21 protein-coding genes and 2 pseudogenes are annotated in these 18,399 nt (G+C 53.0%); 14 read left to right on the forward strand and 9 right to left on the reverse strand.

Annotation, left to right across the window (positions count from 1 at the left end; translation table 11 throughout):
• Positions 1-51: 51 nt before the first annotated feature.
• Positions 52-1,173, forward strand: a complete 1,122-nt coding sequence (locus MJA45_RS28165) for a low temperature requirement protein A (RefSeq protein ID WP_407083178.1) — start codon at positions 52-54, stop codon at positions 1,171-1,173.
• 86 nt (positions 1,174-1,259) lie between these two features.
• Here the strand turns inward: MJA45_RS28165 and MJA45_RS28170 are convergent, their stop codons facing one another.
• The 3 genes and pseudogenes from MJA45_RS28170 to MJA45_RS28180 all read right to left on the reverse strand — a co-directional run bounded on the left by MJA45_RS28170 (position 1,260) and on the right by MJA45_RS28180 (position 3,276).
• Positions 1,260-1,718 (reverse strand): hypothetical protein, encoded by a 459-nt coding sequence (locus MJA45_RS28170; RefSeq protein ID WP_315605205.1) that lies wholly within the window; start codon positions 1,716-1,718, stop codon positions 1,260-1,262.
• A 134-nt stretch (positions 1,719-1,852) separates the two neighbouring features.
• A pseudogene (locus MJA45_RS28175) lies at positions 1,853-2,023 on the reverse strand (glutathione-dependent formaldehyde dehydrogenase); the annotation flags it as partial.
• A gap of 167 nt (positions 2,024-2,190) precedes the next feature.
• Positions 2,191-3,276: an L-dopachrome tautomerase-related protein gene (locus MJA45_RS28180; protein WP_315608124.1), complete on the reverse strand. Its 1,086-nt coding sequence runs from the start codon at positions 3,274-3,276 to the stop codon at positions 2,191-2,193.
• A 237-nt stretch (positions 3,277-3,513) separates the two neighbouring features.
• On the opposite strand from MJA45_RS28180, the gene MJA45_RS28185 reads away from it, so the two are divergent.
• Complete coding sequence (locus MJA45_RS28185; RefSeq protein WP_315605206.1) at positions 3,514-4,005, forward strand: CBO0543 family protein; 492 nt, start codon at positions 3,514-3,516, stop codon at positions 4,003-4,005.
• Entirely contained in the window at positions 4,002-4,520 is a 519-nt protein-coding gene (locus MJA45_RS28190) for a CBO0543 family protein (protein WP_315605207.1), read from the forward strand. The genes MJA45_RS28185 and MJA45_RS28190 overlap by 4 nt, the downstream gene beginning before the upstream one ends.
• A gap of 457 nt (positions 4,521-4,977) precedes the next feature.
• Here the strand turns inward: MJA45_RS28190 and MJA45_RS28195 are convergent, their stop codons facing one another.
• Positions 4,978-5,259 (reverse strand): hypothetical protein, encoded by a 282-nt coding sequence (locus MJA45_RS28195; RefSeq protein WP_315605208.1) that lies wholly within the window; start codon positions 5,257-5,259, stop codon positions 4,978-4,980.
• A 189-nt stretch (positions 5,260-5,448) separates the two neighbouring features.
• Between MJA45_RS28195 and MJA45_RS28200 the strand changes: the two genes are divergently transcribed.
• The 5 genes from MJA45_RS28200 to MJA45_RS28220 are packed head-to-tail and all read left to right on the forward strand — an operon-like array spanning position 5,449 to position 7,768.
• On the forward strand, positions 5,449-5,691 hold the full coding sequence (locus tag MJA45_RS28200; RefSeq protein ID WP_315605209.1) for a spore gernimation protein GerQ: 243 nt from the start codon (positions 5,449-5,451) through the stop codon (positions 5,689-5,691).
• A 12-nt stretch (positions 5,692-5,703) separates the two neighbouring features.
• Positions 5,704-6,090 carry a spore coat protein gene (locus tag MJA45_RS28205; protein WP_315605210.1) on the forward strand — a complete coding sequence of 129 codons (387 nt, stop codon included), beginning with the start codon at positions 5,704-5,706 and terminating at the stop codon, positions 6,088-6,090.
• The gene (locus MJA45_RS28210; RefSeq protein WP_315605211.1) at positions 6,087-7,223 is read left to right on the forward strand and encodes a zinc-dependent alcohol dehydrogenase; all 1,137 of its coding nucleotides are present in this window, start codon (positions 6,087-6,089) and stop codon (positions 7,221-7,223) included. The genes MJA45_RS28205 and MJA45_RS28210 overlap by 4 nt, the downstream gene beginning before the upstream one ends.
• A 31-nt stretch (positions 7,224-7,254) precedes the next feature.
• Positions 7,255-7,458: a hypothetical protein gene (locus MJA45_RS28215; protein ID WP_315605212.1), complete on the forward strand. Its 204-nt coding sequence runs from the start codon at positions 7,255-7,257 to the stop codon at positions 7,456-7,458.
• A 13-nt stretch (positions 7,459-7,471) separates the two neighbouring features.
• Positions 7,472-7,768: a spore coat protein gene (locus MJA45_RS28220; RefSeq protein ID WP_315605213.1), complete on the forward strand. Its 297-nt coding sequence runs from the start codon at positions 7,472-7,474 to the stop codon at positions 7,766-7,768.
• Between the two features lie 732 nt (positions 7,769-8,500).
• On the opposite strand, the pseudogene MJA45_RS28225 reads toward MJA45_RS28220, so the two are convergent.
• Positions 8,501-8,694: pseudogene (locus tag MJA45_RS28225) on the reverse strand (spore coat protein); the annotation flags it as partial.
• 4 nt (positions 8,695-8,698) lie between these two features.
• Positions 8,699-8,944 carry a spore gernimation protein GerQ gene (locus MJA45_RS28230; RefSeq protein ID WP_315605214.1) on the reverse strand — a complete coding sequence of 82 codons (246 nt, stop codon included), beginning with the start codon at positions 8,942-8,944 and terminating at the stop codon, positions 8,699-8,701.
• A gap of 207 nt (positions 8,945-9,151) precedes the next feature.
• Between MJA45_RS28230 and MJA45_RS28235 the strand changes: the two genes are divergently transcribed.
• Complete coding sequence (locus tag MJA45_RS28235) at positions 9,152-9,682, forward strand: hypothetical protein (protein ID WP_315605215.1); 531 nt, start codon at positions 9,152-9,154, stop codon at positions 9,680-9,682.
• Here the strand turns inward: MJA45_RS28235 and MJA45_RS28240 are convergent.
• On the reverse strand, positions 9,670-10,614 hold the full coding sequence (locus tag MJA45_RS28240; RefSeq protein ID WP_315605216.1) for a helix-turn-helix transcriptional regulator: 945 nt from the start codon (positions 10,612-10,614) through the stop codon (positions 9,670-9,672). The genes MJA45_RS28235 and MJA45_RS28240 overlap by 13 nt on opposite strands.
• A 98-nt stretch (positions 10,615-10,712) precedes the next feature.
• On the opposite strand from MJA45_RS28240, the gene MJA45_RS28245 reads away from it, so the two are divergent.
• Positions 10,713-11,903, forward strand: a complete 1,191-nt coding sequence (locus MJA45_RS28245) for an MFS transporter (protein ID WP_315605217.1) — start codon at positions 10,713-10,715, stop codon at positions 11,901-11,903.
• A gap of 67 nt (positions 11,904-11,970) precedes the next feature.
• On the opposite strand, the gene MJA45_RS28250 is transcribed toward MJA45_RS28245, so the two are convergent.
• Entirely contained in the window at positions 11,971-12,456 is a 486-nt protein-coding gene (locus MJA45_RS28250; protein ID WP_315605218.1) for a nucleoside deaminase, read from the reverse strand.
• 304 nt (positions 12,457-12,760) lie between these two features.
• Here MJA45_RS28250 and MJA45_RS28255 point away from each other — a divergent pair, with 304 nt between their 5' ends.
• From MJA45_RS28255 to MJA45_RS28265, 3 genes are all read left to right on the forward strand, one after another.
• Positions 12,761-13,297: a PadR family transcriptional regulator gene (locus MJA45_RS28255; protein WP_315605219.1), complete on the forward strand. Its 537-nt coding sequence runs from the start codon at positions 12,761-12,763 to the stop codon at positions 13,295-13,297.
• A complete protein-coding gene (locus MJA45_RS28260) occupies positions 13,298-13,828 on the forward strand; it encodes a hypothetical protein (RefSeq protein WP_315605220.1) in 531 nt (176 codons plus the stop codon).
• A 355-nt stretch (positions 13,829-14,183) separates the two neighbouring features.
• Positions 14,184-14,501, forward strand: a complete 318-nt coding sequence (locus MJA45_RS28265; RefSeq protein WP_315608125.1) for a cupin domain-containing protein — start codon at positions 14,184-14,186, stop codon at positions 14,499-14,501.
• Positions 14,502-14,541: 40 nt separating this feature from the next.
• Here MJA45_RS28265 and MJA45_RS28270 read toward each other — a convergent pair whose 3' ends face one another.
• Complete coding sequence (locus MJA45_RS28270) at positions 14,542-15,480, reverse strand: cysteine peptidase family C39 domain-containing protein (protein WP_315605221.1); 939 nt, start codon at positions 15,478-15,480, stop codon at positions 14,542-14,544.
• Between the two features lie 406 nt (positions 15,481-15,886).
• Here MJA45_RS28270 and MJA45_RS28275 point away from each other — a divergent pair, with 406 nt between their 5' ends.
• Positions 15,887-18,322 carry a pectate lyase family protein gene (locus tag MJA45_RS28275; RefSeq protein ID WP_315605222.1) on the forward strand — a complete coding sequence of 812 codons (2,436 nt, stop codon included), beginning with the start codon at positions 15,887-15,889 and terminating at the stop codon, positions 18,320-18,322.
• Positions 18,323-18,399 lie beyond the last annotated feature (77 nt).

Raw genomic sequence — 18,399 nt, forward strand, 5'->3', positions numbered from 1 at the left:
TTTGGTTAGGAACCGGAAGTCCGGAAATAACCCAAAGGGAGGACAACCCCCATTCATCCGAAAAAAGTAACCTGGCTCGAGCTCTTTTACGATCTGATCTATGTCGTGGCCATCTCCATCGCCGCCCATGTGCTGGCGGAAGCCCACGACGGGCATATCCCGACCGATGCCCTGCTCAAATTCCCGTTGATCTTCGTTCCCCTGTGGTGGGCCTGGACCGGCTTTACCCTGTACGTGAACCGCTTCGGCGAGGACAGCCCCGCCCAGCGCATCGTCTACTTCATCCAGATGCTCTTCGTCATAATCATGGCGGCCAACATCAACGTCGATTTCGAAGCCTATTACCTCTTCTTTATGATCGGGTATGTGGGCATCCGCCTGTCGACGGTTTATATGTACGCGAGAGTGTGGAACCGGCACCGCGGATTGCCGCGCCAGGTCGCCAGTTACCTCTGCCTGAGCTTCCTCATCGGGTCCGCCATCAGCTTCAGCTCGGTGCTGTTCCCGGGGGTGGCGAAGTTCTACGTGCTGTATCTCGGCATTGTGGTCGACATCGCCCTGCCGCTAGCCGGACGCCGCCTCCTGCGGCGGATGCCGGTGCATCACCATCACCTGATGGAGCGCTATGGGCTGGCGACCATTATTCTGCTCGGGGAGCTCATTCTCGTCATGGTCGACACGATCCGGCACCATTCGCTCACGCTGCAGTCGGGCTGGGCGGTGCTGATCGGGTTCTCGATCGCCGTCGCGATCTGGTGGCATTATTTCGAATCCTCGGAGAGGGAGGCCCATGAGAACCGGGCCGGCCCGGGCCATCCGGTCATTTACGGCCACCTGTTTACGTTCCTGTCGCTCGGGATCGTCTCCAATGTCATCCGGTACGCCCTTAATCACGAGCTCGCTCTGCGTTCCTTTGCTTGGCTGGCCTGGAGCGGCTTCGCCCTGTATGTGCTTTCCACCGTTCTTATCTTTCGCCCTTATGCAGCATCAAAAGGCCTGCTCTCTTGGGCTGGGCTGGGCTATCCTTTAACTCTCCTTGTTCTGTGCGGGATCGTCCTGCTGCTGCTTCCTTCGCTTACCGCCGTATACGCGGCGCTGGCCGTTTTCTTCCTTGTGTATGCCCTCATCGCGGTCCGGCAGGCCAAGATGAAGCCCGCCAGCCTTTCCCGCTGACTTTAATACGTGGACAGCGGCCCGCCGCCACGCACAGCAAAAAGTCTGCCCCCGCGCTTACGCCCGGGCGGCAGACTTTTTGGCTGTTACGGCTTCCGGATGGAGAACAGGAGCGACCAGCCGTCCGACGGCCGAACCGTTGCCCGGGCCACGGCCACCACGGAGACGGTCAGGCGAACCTCGGCGAAATCCGAGAAATTGTTGACGAGGAGCACCCGGTTGCCGAACTGCCCGGCCCGGGTCGGCGACGTAATCTGGCGCGGCCGGAACGACGGCTTGGTCGGGTTCTCCGCGTCGGACACCCGAATCCGCAGCCGCAGGTTCGAACTCCGCAGGAAGAACCGGGCCAAATCCAGATGCAGGCTTTGCCCGCCGGGCACAGGCACGAAGATATCCTGTGTGTTGCGGAAGCCCGGATTGATCACAAAGGAATGAGATCCTCCCACATCCCCGCTGACGGTGAACGTTTCCAGGGTGGCTTTTACTCCGGTACGCTTCTTGGCACCGCCCGCCTTAATCAGAACCGTCTTGCGCTGGCGTTTCATTCTAGCATTCCTCCCTATGTCATCTTGGTATAGTAGATGCTCCTACCAGCCATCCCGAACCGGACAAGGGTGGAAAAAAAGAAGGAGAGGGGCGGACCGCCCTCTCCCCCTGCCTATGCGAAAACTTCCGCAAAAATGTAATCTTCCTGCAGATTCGGAATTATCCCGCGGAACAAATGCAGGTCCGAGCCGCAGATGGCCGTCGACGTCACCCGGATGATCATGTCGTCCCGCTTCTCAATTCTCGGAGCGGGGACGTCCTTCACCACCGCATTCTTGATGCCTTGGAACGTGACCGCCTTCATGCCTCGTGCCCTCCCTTATGCTCGTCCGGTGTCCAGGCGAACATGCCTTTGCGCCGGGTTCATTTGGCTGATTTGGGCCGTCTGTCCGGCTCCGGGCATATCCAGCTGGAACTGCTCCTGCAGCTCATGCGGATGGAACCATTTCTTGCGGAACAGCTTGAGATTTATTAAAAGGTAGGGGCAGGTGGTTCGTCTATTTTCATACGGAGTAAACTATAGGGCTTCTGCCGCAGGTCATTTCCATAATGAAATCTTGCCTGCCGATGTAATTGGTTCACGATGAAATATAAGTATTGATCTGGACCAATAGAAAAAGTATCCGGCCATAAAATCCTAGGATCATGTGCGATGGTTTCCATTATTCCATTCGGCAATATCTTTCGAATACTATTGTTTTCATAGTCTCCAGCGTAAACGTTTCCTTTTGCATCGGTGATCATTCCATCTGAAGCACCTTTTTCTCCCCAATACTTCACGTGATCCTGTAAATTCATATCCGGTATCGTTCGATTTCTTAGGGCTTCCGTTGAAATCGAGTACAGATGACGGCTGGAGAGAGGGCAAAAATACAACATCTTGCCGTCCGGGGAAATCGCTATGCCATCAGATGCCAATCTAAAGGGTGAAGTAGACCCGTCTTTGTTTCGATTCATCAGGATTTTACCTTCAACTTTCGGTAAGAGAAAGCGATCGGGCGAAGTTGAATTTGCCCCGTTTAACCGTCTCCAGGCATAACCGGTTTCTAAATCAACGACAATAATGGCTCCTGGTCCTCGGGAAGACGAATCCGTTATATAAGCATAACCTGCTTTACCAACACGAAAATCGAATCGGACATCATTCAGATAAGTGGTCGGCAGGACAACATCTTCCGGAAAGGTATATACCCTTCTTATGGTGTTTGAATTTAAATCTACAGCGGCTAACTTCGCCCCCCCTTTGATGGGTACTGAGAAATTAGGAGCTCCCGTATCCAGTACCCAAAGCGTACCATTTCCATCAGCAACGACACTTTGGACACTAATGAAGGATGATGTGATATTCGATGGGCTTACTACATTAGTGTCTAAACTAGGATAAGGCTGTAAGGTACCGCGAACGATTTCAGCCACCGTAAATTTAACATCGTCTCCCCATTTCGGAAAGCAAATGAAAATACGCCCGGTTTCAGAAACCGTAACGCCTGTAGGCATGGCTCCGTAAAATAAAAAAACCGCCTCAAACTTACCAAAATACTTTTCACTCGGTAACATCACTTGTATAAAATCCTCCTCAACAGGTTCGAACTGCTATCACCTATTTATATGGCTGAATGTGGGTCAAGTGCCTGGATAATAAAATAATTTTACGGGAACCCCGCAAGTTCGTATCTATGACGGACAACGAGTAAACGGTGTTGTGTTTTTGCCTAAGTATCACCGCCCACGAAAGTATGAATAAAAAGAAGTACACTATACATAGGAGCCCCCTTCCTTGTACAAGATATGGCCATGGACATCGAACGAAATTTATTGCTGCTAGTTTGGTTTGTGTGTATAACCACCATCTATTTTCTTGTTCCAAGAGCAAAAGCTCATGAATTTGTGTTGTGCTTTCTTGCGTGTCAGGCTGTGGTATGGACGGTAGAAATGCTGCTCGTTCACTTTGATTTGGTGGCCTACCCGTTGCGTGAATTTCCCAAAGCTTCGGATTTGAATATTACGTTCAAAGTGGTGTGGACGCCTGTTGCGAGCGGTCTTTATTACATCTACAGACCTCATGCGAATAAGTTGACGAATTGTTTTTACTTTGCCGCCTGGACTTCACTGCTCACCTTAATTGACGGGTTGCTAGCAGCAAATACCGACTTGGTGGATTATGTACATTTTCACTGGAGTTTGATGGCGATCGTGTTATCGATTATATTCCTATCCGTCCACGGCCTAGCGAGCTGGTTCTTTAGAGACCGCAAAGTTTTCAGGAAGGAAGCGAGCGAGCGATGAGTTTGCTGCTGCAATACGGCATTATCGTTTCCGTGTGGATCCTTTCATTGTTATTGATTCTCATCATCCCGCGGCAGAAACGTCGATTGGCGATGGTTGCTTTTTTGTTCAAACAGTATATTACGTGTATTTTCGGTCATGCCGTGGTCGAACTCCAGCTTCTCGCCTATCCCGTAAGGGAGCTTGCCGACGTTAGCCGGACGAGCTTCACCTACGAATATATGGCCTATCCGATGACATGCGCGGTGTTTAACGCGTATTATCCGAGCCATCGGAGTGGCTGGATTCAATTCGGCTATTACGTTTTATTCACCACTGTACTGACGATAGTTGAGGAGCTGCTCGTACATTATACCGATCTGATTCGGTATGTTCGTTGGAACTGGTTTTGGTCGTGGGCTACGATTTTCCTCACATTCCTGATGACTCGAGCGTTCTGCGTGATCTACTTCGGAACCATGACACGAGTGGAAACGGCAAAACAAAAGAACGCAGCCAGTACGACACGTTCCTAAATGTGGGGCTATGCCCCCTAGGAAGCAGAAAAAAGTGGGCTGTCCCAAAAGGGTATTGTGCAGTGGGCCAGTCCCAGTATTATATTGAAGAAGCCTTCAAAACCACTATTATAGTGGAATGGAAGGCTCCTTTCTGTTAGGATTCACCATTTAAAGTGTGGGGGGCATAAAAACCAAAAATGACTTTTGGGACAGCCCCTCTCGCTGGTCATGATTCGCTGCGCTGGTCCAACAAATCAAGCGCGTTCGTCGGTGACTCTCCGGGTCTATGGCAAATACGTTCCTCCGAACGTCAACGCAGCTCATTTGCCCATACGGAGAGTATCGGCGTAAATTCGGGACCCATCATATCGCAGCGTCTACATAGACAGACGACCATACCTCGACATTAGTAAGCTTGATTCCACTTGTATCCGAAAAAGAAGGAGAATCTCTGCCACTATCAAAACTACCCGTTTTATTGTTGGTCCGGCAGACGTAATGCGTTTGCTGAAGTTTGCGCTTGATCTATAAATTCCTCTGCTTGGGTCAATTGCTGCCGGGCCGTCTCCAAAGCTTGTGAATTTGTTGCCGCATTAGATTCACTTATCGAGCTTATCGCCTGATTTAAAGCTGTTTTCGCCTCAGAAACCGCGTTAGATGCATGCTGCTCCAGCGTATTGCCGCTCGAGTGAAGTGTACCTTCTGCCGGTTTTCTTGCCTTTTCGGTGGCTAGATCAATTTTGTTTTCATTGGGCAAGGTGAGTCCTCCTTCCTTGAGCAAAGATCAATAACTTAAACAGAAATAAGTATGCGGTTGAGATTTTGTTTATATTCTTACGACTGCATGGGAATATTCGGACCCCAGATTTTGGAAATCCATTTTATTATAGGATCCAATGGGTAGGGAAGTCTAACTTTGATGAAAGGAAGGAGGGATAATTACTCAATGAATACGCCAACGCTAGCGCCGCACGAATCGATGGAACTGCATGAAGCGTTAAACTTCAAAACGCTCTGCCTCGCTAAGTCAAAACTTATGCAAGGCTTGGTCTTTGACCAGGAACTGAAAGCGTTAATGCAGAAGGACGTCATTCTATCCACGCAACAGATCGCCGAGCTCCAGGCCTTCTACGCAAGAGCTCCATTCCAAGCGCCTGTTCCGAATAGCCCGACACCTATCACACAGTAAAGGGGAGCGCCTATGAACACCGATTATTTAGACCCGATTAATTCGTTAAATATGCCGGAGATGGCAGATATGACATTTGCCATGGACTTCCTTATTCGTGCCAAGGAGGGTGTGCGAAATTTGTCCATCGCCCTGACGGAAACGGCTTCTCCCGATGTAAGAGCGCTGCTGCGCCATCATCTTATGCAGGGGATTGCCCTGCACCAAGAAATCACGGAGCTTATGATTCGCAAAAAATGGTTCCATCCTTACGAGCTTAACGAACAGTACCAACTCGACCAGCTTTCGGCGAAAAATACGGTGATGATCGGGCAGATGAATTTGTTCCCGGATGATACGTCGCGTAAAGGAATGTTTGATCGGACCCCAGATGAACATATGGGAGGACATAATGCATGAAGGCGGTAACGTATCAAGGGATTAAAAATGTCGTGGTCAAAGAGGTGCCGGATCCGAAGATTGAGAAACCGGACGATATGATCGTAAGAATCACCAGTTCCGCCATTTGCGGTTCGGACCTTCACCTTATTCACGGGATGATCCCTAACCTTCAGGAAAACTATGTTATCGGGCATGAACCGATGGGGATCGTAGAAGAAGTAGGCCCTGGAGTAACCAAGGTAAAGAAAGGCGACCGTGTGATCATCCCGTTCAACATCGCATGCGGAGAATGCTTTTTTTGCAAAAATCAGCTGGAAAGCCAATGTGACAAGTCAAATGAACACGGGGATATGGGCGCCTATTTCGGCTACTCCGGAACGACCGGCGGATACCCTGGCGGGCAAGCCGAGTATTTACGAGTTCCGTTTGCTAATTTCACCCACTTCAAGATTCCCGAAAACTGCGAACAACCGGACGAAAAGCTAAGCTTGATCGCCGATGCCATGACGACGGCATTCTGGAGTGTAGATAACGCCGGCGTAAAGAATGGAGATACGGTCATCGTGCTCGGCTGCGGTCCGGTCGGACTTCTGGCCCAGAAATTCTGCTGGCTGAAGGGAGCAAAGCGGGTCATAGCCGTTGACTATGTCGATTACCGCTTACAGCATGCGAAGCGAACGAACAATGTGGAAATCGTAAACTTCGAACAGGATAAGAATATCGGCAACAATCTCAAGGAAATGACCAAAGGCGGCGCCGATGTCGTGATTGATGCGGTAGGAATGGACGGCAAGATGAGCGATCTCGAATTTCTAGCCAGCGGTTTGAAACTGCAAGGCGGCACCATGAGCGCACTTATCATTGCGTCTCAGGCTGTCCGCAAAGGCGGGACCATCCAAGTCACGGGGGTATACGGCGGACGCTATAACGGATTCCCGCTTGGCGACATCATGCAGCGCAACGTGAATATCCGTTCCGGACAAGCTCCGGTCATTCATTATATGCCGTATATGTACGAGTTGGTTACGTCGGGGAAAGTGGACCCTGGAGACATTGTTACGCACGTCATTCCGCTCAGCGAGGCCAAGCGCGGCTATGAAGTGTTCGATACGAAAACGGACGATTGCATCAAAGTCATCTTAAAGCCCTGAATATGGGTAAATACAGGGGAGGACAATCCGAATGAATACCAGTTACGCTTTGCATGAGATGCTGGAGGTTCATGAAATGGCTGCGTTCAAGACCGTTTGCATAACCAAATCCAAAACCATGCAAGCTCTTGTAACCGACCCGGAGCTCAGGCAAATTTTGCAGCAAGACGTGCAATTATCACAGCAGCAGCTTCAGGAGCTCGGTGGAGTGCTGTCTAAAGTTACCCTAACCTAAAGGAGATAGAAACATGAACACCCTATTAGAACACATGACAGGGCTTCATACGCTGACCGACGACGTGATCGCAATGGATTTTTTGATGAACGCCAAGAGCGGAGTCAGAAACTACGCCATGGCCGTAACCGAATGTGCCACCCCCGAAATCAAGCAAATTTTGATGAAACAGCTCGACGAAGCTATAGTTTCCCATGAAAAGATAACAAACTACATGATGCAGCGGGGGCTCTACCATCCCTACCATATTCCGGAGCAAATTCAGCTCGATCTGAAAAATATTCAGACCGCTATGAACATTCCGTCCTGACTCCGTATTCGTCACGACAAAACGCGCAAACCACCATGGTTCAGGCGCGTTTTTTGATTTTAGCCGAAGACTTTAGAGAATAAAATGTTCCCCGTGTTAAGAATCCAACAATACAATAATGGCAGACACGCTCCGCACTTATTTGGGATTCGTCACAAACACGCTTGAACAAGCGTTCCTTCGCTTGTTTGCTTCTGATTGTCATCGCACGCACTCTGTGAATCTCTTTTCTCACGTCTACCCTTCTCTATTGGTATTCTTATAATACATCCGCAATTGTCCACATTTAGACGCACCTTCAAAATCAAATTCAGCCCTTAGAATACCACGAGTTATTTCGAAGGAAACAGTAGTATATTGCCAAGGGATTCCTTCTTCAGAAAACTTTGTATCACATTCAAATAAGTATTCCAGCTCTTATAGTTCAGGGATTTTAATAGTAATCACCATCGTTTCTTTCTTGTGTAAATACCTTTATTGATTCGTGAATTAATTGAGAATTATCCTGCCCGTTACTTAAATTAGCGAGATTCGGTAAACAACCTTCGGATCCACAAAATACATATAAAAAAGCTTACCCGATTGAGGGCAAGCTTTTGATTCCAAATATAACTTATGGCAGCAAACCTATAGGTAATTCAAAGCTATTTTTAATGATATTTCGGGCTGATTACCGGCATTTCCCGGCAATCTTATGATTCAAGAGGCGGCAAGATTATAGGTTAAGTCACACTGATGCAGGGCAATGTCTTGAAAAGCTGCGTACGCAGCAGGGCTCTGGCATCGGGCGAGGCTGCTTCGGTAAGGGCGAACGCCGTATTGCGGACACCGTCCTTGACCCGGACGAGAAAGTCCATAGCGGATGTCATGTCCGCCATCTCCGGCATGTTCAGCGCATTGGCCGGATCCAATTCATCCATCTTCATGCCATCAGTCACCTCCATTGAGAATAGGAGTGGGTCGGTCCGGTACAGGGGCGCTGAACGGCGCCCGGATATAGAGGGCCTGCAAATCAGCCAACGCTTGTTGGGTTTGCTCGACATCCTTCTGCATAAGATCCTTGAGTTCCTGATCGAAGACAAGGCCCTGCATCAGCTTGGATTTGGCCAGGCACAACGCCTTGAAATTAATCGATTCGTGGATTTCCAGAGCTTCGTGCGGTGCCAAGGGTACCACTTCTTTTCACCTCCCATTGCGGCTAAGGGGCTATTTTTACCTGTAGGGGAGGGAAGCTCTATGCAGAAGACCGGGCTGGTAAATTTGGATAGCGTTTCATTCGGTGGCGCGGGTGAGGGAGGTCACAACATTCGTACCGCTTCACCACAGGATCACCACATGCTTTTGGTACGCTGGGGAAAGTTCAATCAAGAGGAGGAACATTCAATGGCTTACCGGCTCTCATTAAAGAAAAAAAATATAGTGGTGGCTCTGCATGTTATGGCGGTCGCTTCCTGGATCGGCGGGACCATGGGGATGCTGCTGCTGGGGGTCTACCTGCAGACAGCGGCTAACGGGGAACAGCTCGCTTCCATGCTGGGCAGCATGGAAATCATCGACGAGAACCAGCTGAAATACCCGGCTTTGGCAACGCTGCTGACCGGTATTCTCCTGTCCGTCTGGACGCAGTGGGGGCTCCTTAAGCATTATTGGGTCGTCCTTAAGCTGGTGCTGACCCTGGCAACGATCTTAATCGGCATTTTCTTTCTGAACGATTGGACGGCGTCCCTGGCCTCCCTGACGGAAAGCAGGGGGAATGCCGCCCTCGCAAGCCGTGAATTCCAGCAGACCTGGTCCGCGGTAATCCGCACGTCCTCCTTCAACCTGGGCTGTCTGCTTTTCATGGTGGTGATTACCTATTTAAAACCTTTCGGCAAAATCAAGAAAACGCGCAGGCGGGCCCCTCACGAACAATAGCGGTTCAGCAGTTCGGAGAGCCGGGCGCGGATCGTTTCCTTCAGCGCTGACGGCTCCTCTACCATCCCATCATTCCCGAGTCCGATAAAGAAGTCGGCCAAAAAAGGAATCTCCCCGCGCGGCACGTCCCGGTCGATCCTTCCGCTTCCATCCCCGCGCACTTCGAGCATCGGGGCGAGCCACAGCTCGGCCTCGCAGCGCTGGACGCCGAAGCGGGTAAGCTCCGCGCGCAGGCGGACCGGCTCCCGGGGCTCCGCCGTCTCCCGCCGGCTGAGACGGATGTCGCCCAGCTCGAGCGGCTCCGTGCCGGACGTGTCGTAGGCCGCCTCCCGGATCCGGTCGCAGCGGAACACCCGGTAGCCCTGGCGGAGGAAGCAGTAGGCGTTGCAGTACCAGAAGCCGTTATGCGCGTAGAGGCAGACCGGCTGGATCCGGCGGCACTCCTCCCCCTCCTTCGATTGGTAGACGACCGCCAGCACCTTCTGGCGCACGGCCGCCTCGAGAATCAGGCCCAGGCAGGGCGCCTCGCTCCGCCGGGTCGGGGTGATGAAGTCGACCCGGTTCTTCATGCTGTCGATCCGGTCCCGGACATCGCCCGGCATATGGAGATAGAACTTCTGAAGCGCCGAAGCGGATTCCGTTTCGAACGGAAGAGAGGAATAATGACGCAGGGCGTGCACGGCGAAGAACATGGCCACCGCCTCCTCCTCCGTGAAGGCGATGGGTGGCAGCACCCGTTCCCTCACCACCTGGTAGCCCCCGTGGGGACCTGGCTCCGAATACAGGGGCACCCCGAGCTCGCTAAGCTCCTGCAGGTCCCTCAGAATCGTCCGCTTCGAAACGCCGAATTCGTCGGCCAACTCCTGCACCTTGAACCGCCGCTTCCGGTTGACGGTCATCATGAGCTCCATCAGCCTTTTGGATTTGGGCATCTTTTTCTCCTCCAAAAAATAGTCCATGACAATTTATGTCACCATTATGGCTTACACTGGGGGCAGAAAGCAAACCTAATCCGTTGGAGGGATGGACCATGCGCCGCTATACCGCGCTCTTTTTCCTGATTATGTTTATGATTGGAACGGACACGTTCCTCATTTCCCCGATGCTTCCTACCCTGCAGGCCGAGTTCGGTGTCTCCACGGAGGCTGCCGGGTGGATGCTTGGGGCCTACACGCTCGGCTCTGCCGTATTCGCCCTGATCGCCGGCCCTCTGTCCGACGGGTGGAACCGCCGGACCGTTCTGCTCGGCGGCTTGCTCGGCTTCTCCCTGTCGACGTTCCTGTGCGGCTCGGCGGAAGGCTTCTGGACGATGTGCCTGTTCCGCTTCCTGGCCGGCATCAGCGCGGCCTTCACCGCTCCCCAGGTATGGGCCTCCATCCCCTCGGTCATGCCGCCGGCCCGCATCTCGAAGACGATGGGGATCGCCTTCGCCGGACTTGCCGCCTCCCAGGCGCTCGGCGTGCCCATCGGGAGCTGGCTCGCGGCGGCGGGTTGGTCCGTACCGTTCCGGGCCGTAGGAGCGGCTTCGCTTCTCCTGGCCGCGGCCGCCTACGCGCTGCTGCCGGATATGAAGCCGGCCGCAGGCAAAGGAGGAGCCGGCTCCATCCTCGGCCGGTACCGCACGCTGCTCGCGAGCGGCCGGGCCCGCAGCGGCTTCCTCGGCTATCTGCTCCTTCATCTCGGGAGCGGAACGGCCTTCGCCTTTGCCGGCAAATGGCTTGCCGACCGCTTCGCCCTGCCCATCGGGCAGATCGGGACCGTCCTGATGGTCCTCGGCATCGGCACGCTGCTCGGCAGCCTGCTTCCGGCCTATGCGGTCCGGAGACTAGGCCGGATCCCCACGATGGCCGCCGGGATGGGGCTCCTGATCGTCCTCTATCCCCTTCTGCCTTATGGACCGGGCCTGCCTCTCGTGACCGCCGGATACCTTCTCATCTTCGCCGTGCTCGGGGTGCTCTTCCCGATCGTGATGGAGGCTCTCACGTCGCTGAACGCCTCGGTCCGGGGGACGATCTCCAGCCTGGCCAACTCGACCATGAACGGCGCCAACACCGTCGGCGCCTGGGCCGCGGGCCTGCTTTACGTCCGGTTCGGCGGCTATGCCTCCATCGGCCTCTTCGCCGCCGTCTGCCTGGCGCTTTCGCTCGGAACCTTCCTGCTCGGCGGCCTCTTTCGCGAGAGGGAGACCGGGGCCGAGAGAGAAGCGGCCGCGGCTTCCTGAAGCGTCGTTTCCTCACGAATAGCCCCTCCCAACCGCTGGGAGGGGCTGTCCTTTTGTTCTAGTGCCTTCAGGGCCGTTTCTTCGCATGAAAAAGCCGATGGAGCACGTGAACGGCTTCCGCGAGCTCCGGCACGGGACCGTCTACGACCGAATCGCGGATGACGTCCTGGATGGGAAGCGGGCGAACGCGCGGCGCGGGCACGCCCAACTCCTCCAGCCACTGGACGAGCTGCCCGGACGAGCTGGCGTAGACGATCCGCCCGAGCCCTACCCAACCATGGGCCGCTGCACACATCGGGCAGTGCTCGCCTGACGTGTAGACCGTCGCCCGGCTTCGCTCTTCCTCGGACAGGTTGGCGGCGGCCCAACGGGCCAGCGCAAACTCCGGGTGCCGGGTATGATCGCCGCCGGCCACCCGGTTGTGATCCTCGGCCAGCACCTCTCCGCTGGCGGAGACGAGAACGGAGCCGAAGGGCTCATCGCCCGCCTCCAGAGCCGTCCTCGCCAGTTCGATGCACCGCTGCAGATGCAATTGATCTCTATCATTGATCATAACCGATCCTCCTCGTTCGTTATGGGTTCATCCTCTTCCCGTATGGTACCATGTAGAAAACCGAACGAGAACTATATAAAACTCAAGGGATCCGTTTATTTTTCATATAGGATTTATCGAGCTTCTCCAAGTGGTTATCCCGACTAGGCCCAATGAGAAGTAGGCCGGCCTTCGAGGGATAACGTCTTTTTTGTGCGCCGGGCGGCAGGGGCCTTGTTTTTTTGTCCGATAGGTCACCATTGACTAGTATACTGTTTACTAATATAATGGATACTAAAGAATCAGAGTCAGGGGGTATTCGGGAATGTCCAATGTAGAATGTATCGTTCTGGGTCTTTTGCAGGAAGGGTTTCGGTACGGCCACGAGATCGATCAGATTATTGAGCAGAGGCAGTTCCGTTTCTGGGCCAACATTACGAGGGTGTCGATCTACAAGGCCTTGAAACGAATGGAGCAGAAAGGCTGGGTCCACACCGCCGTGGAGAAAGAAGGCAATATGCCGGAAAGAACCGTGTACAGCCTGACGGACGAGGGAAGAGACGCCTACCGGGAGATGATTAAGGAAGGGCTGGCCTCTCCGGAATTGGTGAAGTTTGATTACAGTGTTCCCTTGGGAGGATTGTTTGTTCTCTCGCCGGAGGAGTCCATTCAGCAAATCACCAAACGCAAACAAATGGTAGAGAAGACCCTCAAGAATTTGCCGCCAGAGGAAGCGGACGGGGATCCGCGGGCTTACCTCGGAAGAAGAGCGAATATACGCCTGCTTAGGAAGCATTATGAGATGGAGCGGGAATGGCTGGAGTGGCTGACGGATGAATTAAAGAAAGCTGAAGGCGAGTAAATGGCCAAAAAAATAAATCCAACCCAAAAAGCCTGGTTGATCGGACTTCATCTTATTTTTGTAGCCGCTTGGGTAGGGTCTTCCTTTGTCCTGCTTATGCTGTCCCTCCTCTCCCTGTATTCCGGCAGCCAAACGGTCCTGCTCGCCGTTCCTTCGATTATGCACGCCATCGATCTGCTTGTGATCATCCCCGGAACCATAGGCATCATCGTGACCGGTGTCGTGCTGTCCCTGCTGACCCACTGGGGGATCAAGAAATATTATTGGGTCATTGTAAAAGAAATCTCCACCCTTTTCCTGGCCGCTCTTGGCGGAGTGTGGTTGGCTCCCCTTGTTCTGCGGGCGGTGGAGCTTTCCTCCAATCAAGGAGTCTCTGCCTTAACCGATCCGGAGTATCTGCTCATCCACAAAAAGATTCTGCTGACCTCCGGTATCATCATCCCCTTGCTGCTCGGCATGATTTTTATTTCCAAGCTCAAGCCCTGGGGAAAGGTAAAGAGAAAGGAGAAACCGGCAGCCGCCAAAGCTTAACCCCGTGCGATCATTAACGGCAAAAGGAAGAGGCCATCCCTGTCGATGGCCTCTTCTCTATGCAGCATTTCCGTTGCCGTTAGCCGAAGCGTTCCTATTTGTCACCCAGGCTCCTAACAAATGCTTTGGACTCCCGGACGATGAGAAGCCACTCCTCCTGCCGTTCCGGCCCGATGACACGCCCGCTGCTGCGGACTGGATAGCCTAAGCCTCTTTATCGCCCACAAAGCGACGCGATCCTTTTACATGCATCACGACGTGATATACACTGACTGTATAACGTCATGGTATAGTTGTGAGATCATTGGGATGAACATCACGGATACGGGAGGACCCTATAATGAAGAGCGGGCAGCTGGAAAAAATCAATCTATTCGAGATAACCAAGGGGATATCCGACTATAAGAACTGGATTGTAAGCGAGGTAAATGACCATGCCTTACGCATAGCGGTTATGAACGGCGCCTTTCATTGGCATAAACATGAGGATTGCGATGAGCTGTTCTTGGTCCTGGAAGGGGAACTTTATATAGACTTGGAGGACGAAACGGTCTCGCTAAAGCCTGGGGAGATCTTCACGGTTCCGCGCGGTGTAATGCACCGCACTTGGTCTAAGGAAAGAACGGTTAATCTCTGTATGGAGAAATCCTCTAATGATATAAACGGAGCTTAAGGGCCATCCTTGGCGGATGCTCTTTGTAAGCCTTTCTTGTCTACTCCCTAAATAGAAGCTCCCGGAATTCCTGTTCCAGCTCTCCCAAAGAACGTACCGCCTCCCCTACTGCGTGCCAATCCCCCCGAACGGCAAGGGAATGGCAGCTGCCGAACCATTCGGCCTGCCTCCCTTTTAACTCGGACAGCTGGCGGTTATACGATTGAAAAAACTCACTAAAGTCCAATGCCCGCCTGGCACCGACTTGAAAGGCAAAATGGGTTAAGTGACCTTGGAGTCCCGGGTCCATCTTTCCTCCTTGAACATGCCGCGATAAGGCTGCAAAAGCACCGGTCCCCGTTATCCAGCCGTGTTCCAAAGCGAGGCGATCCGCATTCGTATACACTTCTTGGAAGTAAGGGATGGCTTCCCGGTACATTTCTATAGAGGTTCGTTGCCGCAACCTTACAGGCGCTGTCCAATAATGATAAGTAAGATCGTTTGGATACAACCGGTACTGCAATCGGCTTGTCCTGCTTGCGCGGATCAAGTCGTGAACAGGCAGCGCGGCAAAAGGATAACCCGCCGGATCATGCAGCCGAACCCACCCATCCTCCAGCCCAAAAGCCAACACATAATGGTCACAGCCGTGCAGATACGGATGATTCGGTAAATAGCTCAGAAAGCCCATATCCAGCGGCCCCATCAGGATCGGATGTTCCCTAAGCTCCGCCGATAGCTGCTCTATCCATCCCCTTTCCTCCTTCCCTGAGCATTCCTTGTACGTAAATCCTAACAAGTCCAGTGCTTTGCTGACCCCTTGATGAGGAATGCCGTTGGAGAAGAAAATCATGTTGTCTTCTTCAAACCAAACCGCCCCTAACCCTACTCCCGTCAACACTTCTATGAGGCTGGGGGAAATCGGTTCCCCCATAGGAGCAAGCAGCATAGAGGTGGAATTGGCGTAACAATACGCACCGTTTCCGACATAAGCAAACACGAAACCTTCTCCTTTCTTAACGGTTGACCTTCCTTGCTGCGTAATCAGAATAACCTTTGGCCTTCCGAATTTCTTGACCGTTCTTGCGACAAACTTGCTCCTACTGGCGATGCTGTCGTCGTTTTCCGACAAAGACTTTTAGACTATAAAAAGACTGGCAAATGATTCCATAGTTTCATTGAATTGCGAAATGTGTAAATGGTATATTTATCCTGTTGCGAACAATCGAGGCAAAGGAGGAAGGAAAACTATGAAAGGATAGACTATACCCATTTGGTTTATCGGTAACTCTAGTTCTGAAAACGCTTTATTCCGTTTACCTTTCGCAGTTTGCGATCAGAGAAAGGTGCCGGCGAGTAACCTGCATTTGGTTTTCTAATCCTTTTATTCAAAATTAGGAGGGACTATGAAAAAAGCGAAATCCATTTCAGCTGTCGTATTGGCCTTCTGTCTTGTCGTGAGTATGCTGTTCACCAAGGGCGGCCGTGCCGCTGCAGAAGTTTCCCCGGCCCAAGTTAACTTTCAGACCGCAGAATCCCAAACCCCTGACGGCTTTTTGCCCGATACCGGAAAGGAGTACGGGAACCGCGGCAACGGGTTCACCTATGGCTGGTCCACTAATCATGTGACGGACGCCAGAGATCACAGCAAGTTTGAGCCTGATCTTAAGCTCGCCACCTTGAACCAAATGGGTGCTGGCGATGTGTGGGAGATGGCGGTCCCGAACGGTACATACGAAGTGACCGTCAGCATCGGCGATATTCTGCACCCCGATCAGATCCGGGGGAAATTGCTGCTGACGGCGGAAGATACCGTAGTGTTCGCCAATGAACAGGCAGGCGGCAACTGGCAGCACGTCAAGCCGGATGGACAAACGTACGCTGCCAATACCGTCAAGGTGGACGTAACCGACGGCAAACTGACGCTGGATTCGAAGGACTCCGCTACCAAAAACATCCAAATCAATTACATCGTGGTTAAACCGCTGCCTTCTCAAACGAAGGAGGTCAAGATTAACCACCAAACCCTGTATTCCCAAACCCCGGATGGCTTTGTAGCCGATATTGGAGAACTGTACGGAAGCCGCGGCAACGGGTTCACCTATGGCTGGTCCCGGCTTAACACCGGCGAAACCCGGGATTACAGCCTGCTGGAGCCCGATCTTAAACTGGCCACCTTGAACCAGTTCGGCGCAGGGTATCTATGGGAGATCGCCGTGCCGAACGGCAAGTATGAAGTGACGGTCAGCATTGGGGATATTCTGTATCCCAACCAGATCAAAGGGAAATTGCTGCTCACAGCCGAAGAGAAAGTTCTCTTCGAGAACCAGCAGGTAGACGGCGTGTGGAAGCATGTCAAGCCCGATGGACAAGTCTACGCTACCAGTACGGTAGAAGTAGAGGTGACCGACGGCAAGCTGACGCTCGATCCGAAGGATTCCGCGGGCAAAAACATCAAGATCAACTACATCGACATCAAAGCGCTTACCACGCCCATCACTGTGGATCCCGTAGAGCTTGGCCCGGTGCTGTCAATGCCTGCGATCGATACCACTCCCGTCACGGTCCATATCCAGGGCGAGAAAGTAAAATCGAAAGATCCGGTCATTAGAGCGGACGGCCAAGTCGTCGTTTCCCAAAGTTTCATCGAGGAAAACCTGGGCGTGGAAGTGGCTTGGGATGAGGAGAAGCAGGCCGTTCTGATCGATTCCCTGCCCGGCCAGGCAAGGCTCAAGCAGCCCGAGATCCAGCTGATTGTAAAGGGCTTGGGGCTTAACCCGGAAGTCTCTCCTTTTTATTGGGAAGAAACCACCATGCTTCCCCTTCGGGAGATCGCCGAAGCCCTGGGATGGACCGTTGCCTGGGATGCTTCCACTCTATCGATGTCCTTGAGTAGGCAGGCCCTTGCCGCCCCTTCTACTGACCTGTACGGATGGGCTTCCGTCAATGCGGAAGGAGTTAACGGAACGACTGGCGGCGGCCAAGCCACCCCTCAGACGGTGACCACCCTGGCTGAGCTGGAAGCCCTGGCCGGCGACGACGTCCCGAGAGTCATCATCGTGTCCGGAACCATTACCTCCGGAGCCGATTTCATCCACGTAGGAAGCAACAAAACGATCCAGGGTGCGGACAAGCACGCGACCATCCGCGGAGGCATCACCATAGACAACGAAAGCAACATCATCGTCCGCAACTTGAATATGGAAGGCGTATGGCCGATTTATGGTCCTGCCGACACGATTGCCGTGCGGTATTCGCACCATCTCTGGTTCGATCATTTGACCATCTGGGATGCCAGTGACGGTCTGCTGGACCTCACCCAAGGCACCAACTACGTAACCGTTTCCTGGAATAAGTTCTTCTATACCGAAAGAAGTCATCCCCACCGGCTGGCCAGCTTGAACGGCGGCGGCGCGGAGCACGAGGATACCGACACCGGCCGGAACAAAGTGACCTACCACCACAATTGGTATGCCAACAATGTCGACCAGCGGATGCCTCGCGTCCTCTTCGGCCAGGCGCATGCCTATAACAATTACTACACGGCAAGCGGCAACAGCTATGCCATCGGAGTGGGCGTCTACGCCTCAATGCTGATCGAGAATAACTATTTCAAGAATGTCAAAAACCCGCACCAATTCATGTACCCCGACCGGCGTCCGGCGTACATTACGGCTGTAGGCAATGTCTATGACAACACCACGGGAAGCACGGATACGGGCGGCGTTACCCCTGCTGGCTACACCCCAGTGGAACCGTTCACAAATCCTCCTTACGCTTACGAGCCGGATCAGGCCCAAGATGTTCCTTCCCTTGTTTCACAGTATGCCGGTGTTCAATAATCGCTAGGACGGCAAAGCAAAGCCCCACCCCCATTTGGGGGCGGGGCTTTTGCTATTAGCTTAGGCGTCACCCGGCG

The sequence above is a fragment of the Paenibacillus aurantius genome (assembly GCF_032268605.1).
Lineage (GTDB): Bacteria > Bacillota > Bacilli > Paenibacillales > NBRC-103111 > Paenibacillus_AO > Paenibacillus_AO aurantius.

Excerpts from the sequence above, each read along its gene's own strand:
- MJA45_RS28170 (WP_315605205.1), bottom strand. The coding sequence starts at position 1,718 with ATGAAACGCCAGCGCAAGACGGTTCTGATTAAGGCGGGCGGTGCCAAG.
- MJA45_RS28180 (WP_315608124.1), bottom strand. The coding sequence starts at position 3,276 with ATGTTACCGAGTGAAAAGTATTTTGGTAAGTTTGAGGCGGTTTTTTTA.
- MJA45_RS28185 (WP_315605206.1), top strand. The coding sequence starts at position 3,514 with ATGGACATCGAACGAAATTTATTGCTGCTAGTTTGGTTTGTGTGTATA.
- MJA45_RS28190 (WP_315605207.1), top strand. The coding sequence starts at position 4,002 with ATGAGTTTGCTGCTGCAATACGGCATTATCGTTTCCGTGTGGATCCTT.
- MJA45_RS28200 (WP_315605209.1), top strand. The coding sequence starts at position 5,449 with ATGAATACGCCAACGCTAGCGCCGCACGAATCGATGGAACTGCATGAA.
- MJA45_RS28205 (WP_315605210.1), top strand. The coding sequence starts at position 5,704 with ATGAACACCGATTATTTAGACCCGATTAATTCGTTAAATATGCCGGAG.
- MJA45_RS28210 (WP_315605211.1), top strand. The coding sequence starts at position 6,087 with ATGAAGGCGGTAACGTATCAAGGGATTAAAAATGTCGTGGTCAAAGAG.
- MJA45_RS28215 (WP_315605212.1), top strand. The coding sequence starts at position 7,255 with ATGAATACCAGTTACGCTTTGCATGAGATGCTGGAGGTTCATGAAATG.
- MJA45_RS28220 (WP_315605213.1), top strand. The coding sequence starts at position 7,472 with ATGAACACCCTATTAGAACACATGACAGGGCTTCATACGCTGACCGAC.
- MJA45_RS28235 (WP_315605215.1), top strand. The coding sequence starts at position 9,152 with ATGGCTTACCGGCTCTCATTAAAGAAAAAAAATATAGTGGTGGCTCTG.
- MJA45_RS28240 (WP_315605216.1), bottom strand. The coding sequence starts at position 10,614 with ATGCCCAAATCCAAAAGGCTGATGGAGCTCATGATGACCGTCAACCGG.
- MJA45_RS28245 (WP_315605217.1), top strand. The coding sequence starts at position 10,713 with ATGCGCCGCTATACCGCGCTCTTTTTCCTGATTATGTTTATGATTGGA.
- MJA45_RS28250 (WP_315605218.1), bottom strand. The coding sequence starts at position 12,456 with ATGATCAATGATAGAGATCAATTGCATCTGCAGCGGTGCATCGAACTG.
- MJA45_RS28255 (WP_315605219.1), top strand. The coding sequence starts at position 12,761 with ATGTCCAATGTAGAATGTATCGTTCTGGGTCTTTTGCAGGAAGGGTTT.
- MJA45_RS28260 (WP_315605220.1), top strand. The coding sequence starts at position 13,298 with ATGGCCAAAAAAATAAATCCAACCCAAAAAGCCTGGTTGATCGGACTT.
- MJA45_RS28275 (WP_315605222.1), top strand. The coding sequence starts at position 15,887 with ATGAAAAAAGCGAAATCCATTTCAGCTGTCGTATTGGCCTTCTGTCTT.